Origin of the sequence: Exiguobacterium sp. s140 (genome assembly GCF_018617035.1) — a bacterium.
Taxonomy (GTDB): domain Bacteria; phylum Bacillota; class Bacilli; order Exiguobacteriales; family Exiguobacteriaceae; genus Exiguobacterium; species Exiguobacterium profundum.
Genome location: NZ_JACSJK010000001.1, coordinates 723,650 through 735,302, shown reverse-complemented (window position 1 = coordinate 735,302; position 11,653 = coordinate 723,650). Strand labels below are relative to the sequence as shown.

The following is an 11,653-nucleotide window of genomic DNA, read 5'->3' as shown; positions in this document are numbered from 1 at the left end:
GGGTGGTGGTTATATTTATGTGCTGGACATTGACAAAATCAAAATGGCATCATCGATGACCATAAAATAGGCATTGTCATAAGTGAGACGTTCTTCCGATTCTAAATCGAAAATCACGACACCGCTCGTAAGTCCTTCCGTATATTCATGGACGAGATAGCGGCGACCGATGACGCGTTCGAACGGTTCCACATCGATATAACGCGCACCGGTTGCGAGGTCGATGACTTCTGAGTGCATATCTGTCTCATCAACTTTGATGAAAATCGTCGAACTAATATCGTCGTACGTGAAATCAATCGGTTCATAAGCACCCCAATCGACGACCGATACTTCATGCAAGACATCGGGAGCCGTCAAATCATAGACGACCTCCTCATTCAACGAGTCAACAAACGCGGAGAATCGAAGCGTCCCTTCATTTTCTCCTAGATATTGGACCGTGTCCCCTTCCCCTTGTAGACGAAGGACATCATCGAATGGCAATTCGCCCCGATGATCCCACATCGCCTTGACCGCCTCTTCAAGTGGGAAATCAATAGTGCCTCGGAATGGTCAATCGGGTCGTCAGGAGAGATGCGCCCATCATCGAGTGCATTATAATAGTCAAACTCATCGAGTCTTGCGTTACAGACGATGTATGGAACACCGGCGAATGTGGTCGTAAACAAATATAATTCTCGGAATCGTTCCGTCTTACCGACGAGGTGCTCATCTCGAATACGCTCCCGTTGAATGGTCACCCGGTCATAAAGCCATGCTTCATCCGATGATTCAAACGCCGTCAAAAAGAGGAAGTAACGATGATCCAATACCCAGAACAATGTGCTATTCCCACGCTTCTCAAACGTCGTGACTACTTCTTCGGTGCCTGCCTTGTATGAGAAGGCGATCAATTCTGTCTTGACCACCCCTTCACCGTCTGGAACCTCATTTATAAAGTAGACGATGTCTCCATCGACGAATAGCTTAGGATAACCGTAATCCGCGTACTCCCTCCGGTTCAATTGTGTAATCACGCCATCCTCTTCGTCAAAGCGATAGAGCGAGAATGTCGTGCGATCTTTCTTCTCTCGATAGTAGACCGAGGTAGGGGTAACGGCGATCACATCTTCATGATCGATTGACATGGCACGTGCGTCAACGATTTTCATAAAGTACCTCTCTCTTGTCCGGATTCAGCGGGTTCAACTGTAACAAGCCCAGGTGGTCGTTTCGGGAACGTGATCCGTAGATGAGCATATTCAATCACATCCTGATGCGGATGATTCTTGTCGATCCAGCGAATCCGTTGTTGATTCGCGAGAGCATGCCCAATCTTTTCTTCCATTTGGAATTTGGAGATGTCTCGAAACGCGACTTCTTGAATGTACGTCTCTTCATCGGTCTCAAACTGTTGCCAGATCCCCATGATCAATTGGCCGAGGGCTGAGACACGCCGTTCAGGGAGCGTGATTGTCCCTAGTGTTCGACTCACTTCCTTCAGACACTCGTTCGGGTCGTCCGAGACGGCAAATAGTCGTTTTGCCGTGTTGTTCATGACGCGATAGCGACGTTTCCCGCTCTCGAGCCTGAGCACCTGCGCGTATGGTTCAACCGGGACACCATGAAAAAATGTTTCCGTTCCGCCCCATGCGAATCCAAATGACGGATCGAACTTCCGGATTGTCTGCATGAAGGACATCATAAAGTCCTCGACTTCTCGTCGTTCGAGTCGAAGCCATTCGGCCAAGGCGAGGGTTCCTTTCTCTTTCGAAATCCGATCGACCGGGAAGAAGAGCTCACCATCCGATAGACGATGAGATTTCAATTCGACGCCGTCAGCACGATAATCGGTCGACGGCCTCCCCCCTCTCCCCGCGTAGATGACCCACTCATCGTCTGTGCTTTCGATGGCATAGGCTTGATGTGCCCACGGTGGCGTCACGTATAAGGCGGGATACTCCTCGAAGGTGTCGAGGTGAATGTACGAGCGGTCATTCCAAAGGTGGGCGACGAGGCGTACGACCTCCCCTGTCTCCGAATCTTTTGGGGCGATGTAATTTCCGGTATCTCCGATGAACGTCAAAATGTGAAAACCATACCCGTTATACAGGTGACGCACAATTCGTTCAAAGACGGCGGTCACCATGCGTTCAAATAACGGATGATCTTCATTCCGATTGAGCGTTGGCGAATCGACCGTACACATGAGCCAACCCATCCGCTCATATAGACGAACTCGGAGCGGATAAGAGATCAACGGAGAAGAACTCGCATGAATCTCAGTCAAGCGGATATTGGACATATTTTCGACTTGCAAGGTGAAGCCGCTACGTCTTAACTGTTCCTCCATCTTTTTCTTCCAGTTGATCGTCTCCATCCCATTCACTCACTTTCTCTCATCATCTCATTGTGAATTTTTCCCGATTCTCGTTTTACACAAACGCTTTTCGTTCCATTTGCGCGCTCAGTCGCTGAATCGCCTCGTCCAATAGTTCACGACGTGTCCCAATATTCATCCGTTCGAATGATTCACCTTGAGGACCGAACGGACTACCCGGTGACAAGAAGATTCGGACGTCTTGATGCAGCCAAGACTTCCGCTCCTCGGCTGACATCGGTAACTCTGAGAAGTCAATCCAAAGCAGATAACTCGCTTCCGGACGGGTCGTATGGAGCATCGGGAGGTTTGATTCGATGGAATCGATCACGTCATTCATTTGTTGCTCCAATTCTTCCCGTAACTGGTCGAGCCAACGTTCCGCGCGGCTGTCGGTATAGGCGGCGATGATGGCCGTGTTTGCGAACGGTGTCGGGAGAACGTGATGTTTGTTCTGTACTTTCGTGATTTGCTTCCGCCACTCATCGACCGGACAAATGATGTAGGACGCAAATAATCCGGCGACGTTAAATGCTTTTGAGGGCGCACTCACCGTGATGACACGTGGGTCGAGTGTGCCGATTGCGGTATGTTGATGAGACGGGAACGTCAAGTCTGCATGAATCTCGTCAACGATGACGATCACCTCGTATTGATTCGCGAGTGCTACGACCTTCTCTAGTTCCGCTCTCGTCCAGACACGTCCAACTGGATTATGTGGGGAACAGAGTAAGAAGAGTTTCGCTTGTTTCATCGCTTCCTCGAGTGCGACAAAATCCATCTCGTAGCGTTCGTCAATTTTTTTCAACGGGGCATCGAACACTTGTCGCTTGGAACCGACAACGAGTTCGTGGAATGGTGGATAGACAGGTGACTGGATTACGACGCCATCTCCGACTTCAGTCAACGCCTCGACGATATGAGTCAACGCAGGCACAACACCGCTAGAGAATAACACATGGTTCGGGTCTACAATCAAATCGTGACGTCGGCCGTACCAATCACTGACCGCCTTCTGCGCTTCAGGTGCGAACAGTGTATACCCGAATTCCCCTTGAGCGGCTTTTGCGGCGAGCGCCTCGGAGATGGACGGCGCAGTACGGATGTCGATATCCGCTACCCAAAGCGGTAACACATCCTCAGATGAACGGAACCATCGTTCCAACCCATCCCATTTCACCGAATTCGTACCTTTACGTTTCAGTTGTTGTTGTAAAATTGATTTCATGTTCATCCCTCCTGCTCTTACTGTATCAAAGTTGATTCGACTGCGTGCCAAAAAAGCATGGCAGTTTCTTGCCGACTTCGTTATACTCGATCGAGATAAGAAAGGAGGCACGTCAATGCATGTTACCGTCATTCGCAACAATCGAAGAAAAAAAGCCGCATTTTATGTCACGCCAAACGGCATCGAGCTACGTATTCCAGCACGTTTGTCAAAACGAGTCGTCGATCGCATACTAGAAGAGCATGACACATGGATTCGTGAGATATCGCAAAAGCTCCCTCGACAGACGTCCGTTCTCGATAAGGGGCTCGTTTTTCATGGGAAAAACTATCCGACCAAGATAGATGATGGCACGACTCTCCGATATGACGGCTCCTCATTTTTCGTTCCGAGGACATGGGACGAAAACGCCCTAGCTAAACATTATGAGGCATGGCTACGTGAACGCGCGCTAGAATATGTAATCAACCAGGCACCGACTTACGAAAGATTATTGGATGTTAAAGCGAAAAAGATTCGTATCGGTCATCAAAAGACACGGTGGGGATCATGTAGTTCGAATGGAACCATCTCCATCAATGTCCGCCTCATGCTGGCGCCGAAAGAAATGATGGACTACGTCATCGCCCACGAATGGGTGCATCTCGTTCACTTCGATCACTCCCCTTCTTTTTGGAGAACGTTACAAACGATTTATCCGAATACCGCTACAGCGAAAGATTGGTTGAAACGACACGGACATACGTTACAACTCAAAAAGACCGACTGACCCGGTGTCGGGTCAATCGGTTCACAGGTTGGAAGTAAATGTGTCGGCCGTATCATGTAACTCGGCTGCGGCCTTCTCGAACGAATGGAATCGCTCCATCGTCTGCTCCATCGTTTTTGCACTTAACTGAATCTCTTGATTGGACGCAGTGACACCTTCTACAATTTTCCGAAGCTCGACGTTCATCCCTTCCGTGTTCGAGTTGACGTCGATCACCGCACGTTCAACCATACGAGAGAGGTTGCGGACCTCTGTCGCAACCACATTAAATCCAAGCCCGTGTTCACCGGCTCGTGCCGCTTCGATGGCAGCATTCAGGGACAACAGATTCGTTTGTGCCGCAATCTCTTTGATCGACGAGGCAATTTTCGCGATGTCAGCGGCTTGACGACGCAAGTTCTGAAGGGCATGGAGGTTGTCCGCAGCATCTTTCGCAAGCTTTTCAATCGTCTCATTCAATAATTTCGTGTCTTGCATGCCTGTCTTCGCCCGTTCATCGAGCACATCGGTCATCGATTTAAAGCGATACGCATAATCCTCAATCACTTGTTGCCGTGCGGTGATGTCCGATGCGATCTTGACGACACCGACGACATCATCTCCTTCAAAAATCGGCATATACGTCGCCTCGAGCCAAATGGTTTCCCCTTTTGCATTCTCGCGCTCCACTTTATCCGAGAAACTGAAACCACTCCATAATTTCTCCCAAAATGCCGAATACTCTGGACTATTGACAAAGGAAGAAGGGCAGAACAAGTGATGCTGCATGCCAATCATCTCCTCGCGTCTGTATTTCATTGCTTTCGCGAACGTATCATTCACATCGACGACCCGGCGTTGACGGTCGAATCGAATCATCGCCATATTCATTTCAATGGATTGAAAAACGTCTGCAGATTGAATTCCTTTTTGGTTCAAAGTACTCATTATAGATAGCAACCTTTCTTATTCTTAGGATGTTCGTACTAAATCGTGAATTTCAGTGTAACGTATCCCATAACATTCCATTACTCTCTTTTTATACAGAAGGTCAATATCTTGGATTTGAAGTATTTACCAAATAAAAGGACGCCAAGGGGCGCCTTTCACTCATCTAAATCAGGGAAATAGGAGAAAAACGTCTCCGCTCCCGCACTGCTCAATTTGAACGTTTGGTTTCGTGTTTCGTCCGTCACATAGACATCTACTTTTTTAGACCGTTTCTGGAAGCTTAACTGAAACTCTTGCCCTTTCCATCCATCTATGATGGTGAGAAGGGGATAGTCCCCCACTTCTCCAGCTTGATCCACCGGTTCTGCCTCCTTAAATGCGTTCATCAAATCAGACATGTCGATGCCAGCCGCACGCAATGTATCCGGATAATTCCATGTGGCCTCCAAATCTAACGGGTTTTTATGGAGAAAGAAAAACGGACCTCGCGGAACGGAAGGATTTGCAATGAGTCCTGCTTCAGTAGATTCTTTAATGGACTCTTTCGTGGCAAATTCGCCCTTCGTGTACGTCAAGCTGACTTCTTCTTTCACACGCTTTCCATTTTTCATGTATGAGAATATGTAAAGCGGTGTCTTAACCCCCGGCTCTAACGTATCCGTCTGGAGGACCCGTTCGACTTGTAATCCTTCGAACTGGATGGGGACATGTGCGCTCTCTTTCTCATCCCATACAAGGAACGGTTGAATAGATGTCGTTCCGTTCGTAGTTTCGAAGTAAAAGTGAGCGGCTTCCAATTTGTCATTATATCCGAGTGCAATCTTTGCGGTTCCCATTTGCGCATTATATGGTTCAATGGTTGAGATGGGAAAGATACCTTCCTGATCACCTACTGTTAATGCAATCGCTCCATTCAAGGGAGAAGTCAAATGAACCATCGTGTCTTTGAACAGGTTGATGGGCATCCCCAGGTACTCGGATGGGTCACTCTGTTCTGCGACTTCTTCTTCCTCTTTCGTACCCGCTTTCAATTCCGGGACGTTCGGAACTTCGATACCTGCTGATAAATCAAGGAAGTCCGGTAATTCATCAATCTTCCCTAATTTCATGTTGGAATAGTCTCCGTCATAGCAAATGGTGTAGTTTTCTTTTCCTTTCAAGAAAGTCACCAATTTATATGAGCTTGGATCATAATCTGATATCATGACTTTCCGATTCACCGCATATGAATTGAAAACCGTTACATCCCCCTCGATCTGAGTGAGCGGTTCACCCATACAAGCGCCGAGAATTGCAGTCGACCACGTCTCCGAGTCCGCATCCATCTGATTCGAATACAAATCGCCCACGTTCCATTGCTCAGGCATATAGTCCAACTTTACGACTTCCATCTGTTCCCCAGCACAACCCGACAAAATCCCGACTGTGCTTAACATCAATAGCATTCGTTTCATCGTGACTCTTTCACCTCCGGAAATAGATCCAAGAATCGTTCCGCTCCTTTGCTTGATAGTTTGAATGTTTGATCGCGAAGCGGATCCGTCAGATAAACATCGATTTTTTGAGATCGTTCCTTGAAACTTAACTGAAATTCTTGACCATCCCAACCATCGACGATCGTAAGACGCGAATAGTCAGTCACATCTCCAGCACGTTTGACAGGTATTGCGCCATCAATCGCATTCATCAGATCTGATATGTCGTTCCCTTCAGCCATTAGAACGTTAGGGTACTGAATGTCGAGCGCGCCGTTTAATGGCTTCTCATGAACATAAACGAATGGACCATTTGAATCGCTCGCGTTTTGAACAGGATCTTGTGTCGAAAATTCACCATTCAAATAAGTTAAACTGATCTCCTCATTCACGCGTTTTCCATCTTCAATGAAGGAGAACGTGTAGAGAGGCGTCTTGACACCCGGTTCAAGAATGTCTTCCCGAAGTACCTGTTCTACTTGTAACCCTTCGAATTGAATCGGCTCGTGTTTATGCTCTTTTTCATTCCACACGACTAAAGGAAGTATGGTCGTCAATCCATCATCTTTCTCATAATAAAAATACGTTTCTTTCGATTGTTCGTCATACCCGAGCGCGATTCCCACTTCTTCCGATTGGGCACTAAATGGCTCTAAATGTGAAATGGGGAACAGTCCTTGTTGATCTCCAATCGTTAAATCGATTTGGCCATATAATGAAGGTGTCACATGAATCATCGTCCCTTCGAGGAGAGAGACGGGCATAGGATAGAAATGACCTTCGTCTTTCTGTTCCATTTCTTTTAATTCTTCATGTGTACCCGTGCGAATCGTCGGCGTACTCAAGATGTCGATTCCTTCTTCCGTATGAACGAAGTAAGGGAATTCATTTATCTTTTCCGCCTTTATTTGTTCAGAAGCACTGTCATAGCAAACGGCGTATGGTCGATCTCCTTCCATATACATCACGATTTTGTATACATCATCGAATTTTCGATTCAATTCATACGAGCGATAGACGGTGACGTCCTCTTCGATTCGTGAAATTGCATTCCCGGAACACGCATCGAGTAAATCAGGAGTCCACTTCACCGACTTGGCATCCATATGACCTGATTGAAGATCTTTCACATTCCAGTGTTCCGGGAGGTAGTCTATCTTTACGACATCCATCTGTTCATCATCACAACCTGTCATCAAACCAATACAGCAAATGAGTAAAAGAATTCGCTTCATAATGTTTCTCTTAGGCGCGGAAATATGTCTAAGAACGCTTCCGCTCCTTCGCTCGATAATTTAAATGTTTGATCGCGGAGCGGGTCCGTTAAATAAATATCAACTTTTTTCGAACGCTTTTGATAGCTGATTTCGAATACTTGACCCTTCCAACCGTCTGTTAAAGTCAAATATCGATATTCTGAATCTTCTCCGCGGCGATCGACGGGGTCTGCCTCATTGACGATGTCGAACAATTCTTTCGCTTCCTCTATCGTGGCATCACTATATTCTGCGAATTCCATCGCCCCTCCATCGTATGGTTTGCGATGGACGATGACCCTTGGCCCGGCTTCTTCAACAGGCAACCAATCCTCAAACATCGGATCTGGTTCTTCTCCTTCTTTTAACAACAAGCCAGGAGCGAATCGAATCGTCATCGTTTCGGTCACACGTTTCCCGTTTTTCAGATACGAGAAAGTATAGAACGGAGTTTCCTCTTCTTCGTTCAGTTCACGAGCTGTCGCGACAGTCTTGATCTCTAACTCGGAAAAGACGGTATTCTCTTTTGACTCCGGGTCCTCTAACTCATCAAACTCAATCGGTTGAGGCATGAAAAATTGACCGTCAAACGAGTAGAGAATATATGGACGAAACGTCTTTTTATCATATCCGATGGCAATCTGTTGATTCGGCATCTCAAATCCTCGCGGCTCGAACTGCGCAATCGGATAACGGATCACCTTGCCACCGAGTTTCATTTCAAGTTCGCCGTAGAGCGCCGGTTCGATTTCCAGTAACGTATGCGGGAACGGGGTGATGGAATTCCCCTCAAAATCCAATCCTTCTGCTTCCACCAACTTGTCTTGTAACTCTGAAGATGTCTGATGAATACGAGGGAGTCGTGGAAGTCGAATACCGTCACTTGTATTCACAAAGTCTGGAAACGATTCAATCGCTTCCGCCTTCAATTGATTGGTGTAACTTTCACGACATACGACGTACCGTTCGTCACCTTCTAAGTACGTCACGACTTTCATCGTATATGGGGTCATGGCTGAAACAGGCTCGGTTCTCCCTGCAATCGCCGTTTGATATACCGTGATGTCACCCTTTAATTCGGTTGCACGCTCCCCATCGCATGCAGCCAATACTTCTTTTGACTCCTGGACTTCAATCATCTCTCCTTCTTTTGAATAGCTTTCCACGTTCCATTGATCCTCTATGTAATCTAGTTGAATGACTTCTATATTAGATGCACCACATGCGCTTAAAAATGAAGCACTAAGTACCATCATGATTCCTCTTTTGTACAAAATATCCCCTCCTATAATCTCACCATCCAATTTTACCATTATCTAACTATCTTATACGAAAAAAATTCGCTCACGTTTCATGAGCGGATGGTAGAACAATCATACACTTTGTTCGATACTCATGAAATCTGAACCCGAACGAAATCGTCCTCAATCAAAAAGAAACTGTATGTGATTTGAAACATAATCACGCACTCGAACGTATAAAAGGAGATAATAGTTAGAACCAAACTGATGTAAAGGAGAAGTGGTTGTCGTGACGGTCACAGTATTCACGCATACGAGCTGCAGTTCTTCCAGAAAAACGATTGATTGGTTACGGGAACAAAAGATTCCCTTCATCGAAAAGAAATTGACAGACCAAGGTTTATCCTTCGGAGAATTCAAAGAGATGTTGAGCCTGACGGAAAATGGGACGACGGACTTGTTGTCGGTCCAAAAGAGTGTCTATAAACAAGCGGCAGAGAAACTAGATGAGATGTCGATTCGTGAGCTATATAGCTTCGTCGCCTCGAATCCTCAAATCCTGAAAAGTCCGATCGTCTTCGACCATCATCGCATCCAGGTCGGTTTCAGTGAAAAAGAGATTAGGACGTTCATCCCGAGACATGACCGCATCGCTGAACTGAAACGTCTGCTCCATAACGCATAAATCGTGTCGCTTTCGCGACACGATTCTTTTTATGCCTTTTTCAATTTTGCCGCCAGTCGATTCCCGAAGGATTGGATGGACTGAACGAGGAGGATGAGGACGAAAATGGTCACGTACATGACTTCCGGTTCGAAACGAAGGTGTCCGTATTGATAGGCAATATCCCCTAGCCCACCTGCCCCGACGAGTCCCGCCATCGCCGTCGCTCCAATCAACCCGATCGTCGCAATCGTCAATCCGAGAACGATAGAAGAACGTGCTTCACGGATTAATACATACCAGATGATTTTTCTCGTCGAGATGCCCATCGCTTCATACGCCTCGATGACCCCGCGGTCGACTTCGAGTAGTGCCGACTCCATGAGTCGCGCAATATACGGGGCGGTGAAGACAATCAAGGGGAGCAAGACGCCCTGCACGCCGATTGTCGTCCCCATGATGAACCGTGTGAACGGCAAGATGAAGAACAACAGAATGATGAACGGGATGGAACGGATGACGTTGATAACGCTCGATAAGCTACCATAGACGAATCGGTTTGCGAGTCTGCCATTCGGTCTCGTCAAAACGAGCAACGTCCCGAGCGGCAATCCGATCAAGGTCGAGATCAAAAGCGCGATGCTCGTCATCGTCAACGTTTGAACCGTTCCTGTCCAGATTAAGTCACCCCAGTCTGTCCAAAACTGTTGCATGGTTTGACACCTCCCTCACATGTACGCCGCTCGTCTTCAAATAACGGACGGCGAGTTCCGTTTGATCATGATCCCCGTCAAGATGGACGAGCAAATTTCCGACAAGCCCCGCCTTTAACTTCTTGATTCCGCCTCCGATGATGTTCGGTAGGATGCCGAACCGCTTGGTCAATTGTGCCAGGACTGCTTGTTCTGTCTGACTGCCGATGAACGACAAGTGGACGAGCGTTCCCCGAGTCTGGAGTTCCGAGACGACTTCTTCCGGCACGTCGAGGTTTGTCTTAAGAAACTTCTGGGTCGTCTCGTGTGACGGATTGGAGAAGACGTCTAGTACGTGTCCTTGTTCAACGATTTGGCCACGATCGATGACGGCGACCCGGTCACAGATTCGTTCGATGACTTCCATCTCATGTGTGATCAAGAAAATCGTCAATCCGAGCTCGCGATTGATTTCGAGCAGTAACTCTAAAATCGACTCGGTCGTCTCAGGGTCGAGTGCACTTGTCGCCTCATCACTGAGGAGAATATCAGGCTCGTGGGCGAGCGCTCGCGCAATGGCGACACGTTGTTTCTGTCCACCTGACAATTGTTCAGGGTAATGGTTCCGATGTTCGCTCAGTCCGACGATTTGGAGATAGCGGTCGACCCGTTCACGGATGACCTGCTTCCCGAGACCTTCGAGACGAAGCGGGATGGCGACATTCTCTTCGACGGTCGCAGTCTTCAGCAGGTTGTAGTGCTGAAAGATCATACCGATTCGCTGGCGTAACGTCGACAACCCTTTCTTTTTGAGGAGCGTGATATCTTGTCCCTCAATCTCGACGACCCCTGATGTCGGGCGCTCCAAAAGATTGATCATCCGGATGAGCGTACTCTTACCGGCACCACTTCGTCCGATGATTCCGAAGATTTCCCCTCTCTCAATCGTGAGGGAGACATCATCGAGTGCCGTGATCGTGTCTCCGTTTACCTTGAACTCCTTGGTGATTTGTTTCAGTTCAATCATAAGACCCCT

The 11,653-nt window shown here is 47.5% G+C and carries 12 protein-coding genes; 2 read left to right on the top strand and 10 right to left on the bottom strand.

Annotated elements, in window-relative coordinates; all coding sequences use genetic code 11:
* Positions 1-15: 15 nt before the first annotated feature.
* The 4 genes from KNO61_RS17210 to KNO61_RS03785 are packed head-to-tail and all read right to left on the bottom strand — an operon-like array spanning position 16 to position 3,590.
* Positions 16-507, bottom strand: coding sequence for a hypothetical protein (locus tag KNO61_RS17210; RefSeq protein ID WP_251030773.1), 492 nt, complete (start codon positions 505-507; stop codon positions 16-18).
* Positions 429-1,154, bottom strand: a complete 726-nt coding sequence (locus KNO61_RS17205; RefSeq protein WP_251030772.1) for a hypothetical protein — start codon at positions 1,152-1,154, stop codon at positions 429-431. The genes KNO61_RS17210 and KNO61_RS17205 overlap by 79 nt, the downstream gene beginning before the upstream one ends.
* Positions 1,151-2,362 carry a hypothetical protein gene (locus tag KNO61_RS03790; RefSeq protein WP_214872633.1) on the bottom strand — a complete coding sequence of 404 codons (1,212 nt, stop codon included), beginning with the start codon at positions 2,360-2,362 and terminating at the stop codon, positions 1,151-1,153. Before KNO61_RS03790 ends, KNO61_RS17205 begins: the two co-directional genes overlap by 4 nt.
* 55 nt (positions 2,363-2,417) lie before the next feature.
* Positions 2,418-3,590 carry a MalY/PatB family protein gene (locus KNO61_RS03785; protein WP_214872632.1) on the bottom strand — a complete coding sequence of 391 codons (1,173 nt, stop codon included), beginning with the start codon at positions 3,588-3,590 and terminating at the stop codon, positions 2,418-2,420.
* 115 nt (positions 3,591-3,705) lie between these two features.
* Here KNO61_RS03785 and KNO61_RS03780 point away from each other — a divergent pair, with 115 nt between their 5' ends.
* A complete protein-coding gene (locus tag KNO61_RS03780; protein ID WP_214872631.1) occupies positions 3,706-4,359 on the top strand; it encodes a M48 family metallopeptidase in 654 nt (217 codons plus the stop codon).
* Between the two features lie 21 nt (positions 4,360-4,380).
* Here KNO61_RS03780 and KNO61_RS17435 read toward each other — a convergent pair whose 3' ends face one another.
* From KNO61_RS17435 to KNO61_RS03760, 4 genes are all read right to left on the bottom strand, one after another.
* The gene (locus KNO61_RS17435) at positions 4,381-5,286 is read right to left on the bottom strand and encodes a methyl-accepting chemotaxis protein (RefSeq protein ID WP_214872630.1); all 906 of its coding nucleotides are present in this window, start codon (positions 5,284-5,286) and stop codon (positions 4,381-4,383) included.
* Positions 5,287-5,444: 158 nt separating this feature from the next.
* Positions 5,445-6,743, bottom strand: coding sequence for a hypothetical protein (locus KNO61_RS03770; protein WP_214872629.1), 1,299 nt, complete (start codon positions 6,741-6,743; stop codon positions 5,445-5,447).
* Entirely contained in the window at positions 6,740-7,999 is a 1,260-nt protein-coding gene (locus KNO61_RS03765) for a hypothetical protein (protein ID WP_214872628.1), read from the bottom strand. The genes KNO61_RS03770 and KNO61_RS03765 overlap by 4 nt, the downstream gene beginning before the upstream one ends.
* Positions 7,996-9,294, bottom strand: a complete 1,299-nt coding sequence (locus KNO61_RS03760; protein WP_214872626.1) for a hypothetical protein — start codon at positions 9,292-9,294, stop codon at positions 7,996-7,998. Before KNO61_RS03760 ends, KNO61_RS03765 begins: the two co-directional genes overlap by 4 nt.
* Before the next feature lie 256 nt (positions 9,295-9,550).
* Here KNO61_RS03760 and KNO61_RS03755 point away from each other — a divergent pair, with 256 nt between their 5' ends.
* Positions 9,551-9,946 carry a Spx/MgsR family RNA polymerase-binding regulatory protein gene (locus KNO61_RS03755; protein WP_012726343.1) on the top strand — a complete coding sequence of 132 codons (396 nt, stop codon included), beginning with the start codon at positions 9,551-9,553 and terminating at the stop codon, positions 9,944-9,946.
* Positions 9,947-9,975: 29 nt separating this feature from the next.
* Here KNO61_RS03755 and KNO61_RS03750 read toward each other — a convergent pair whose 3' ends face one another.
* Positions 9,976-10,638, bottom strand: a complete 663-nt coding sequence (locus KNO61_RS03750; protein ID WP_214734272.1) for a methionine ABC transporter permease — start codon at positions 10,636-10,638, stop codon at positions 9,976-9,978.
* Complete coding sequence (locus KNO61_RS03745; RefSeq protein WP_012726345.1) at positions 10,610-11,644, bottom strand: methionine ABC transporter ATP-binding protein; 1,035 nt, start codon at positions 11,642-11,644, stop codon at positions 10,610-10,612. Before KNO61_RS03745 ends, KNO61_RS03750 begins: the two co-directional genes overlap by 29 nt.
* Between the last annotated feature and the right edge of the window lie 9 nt (positions 11,645-11,653).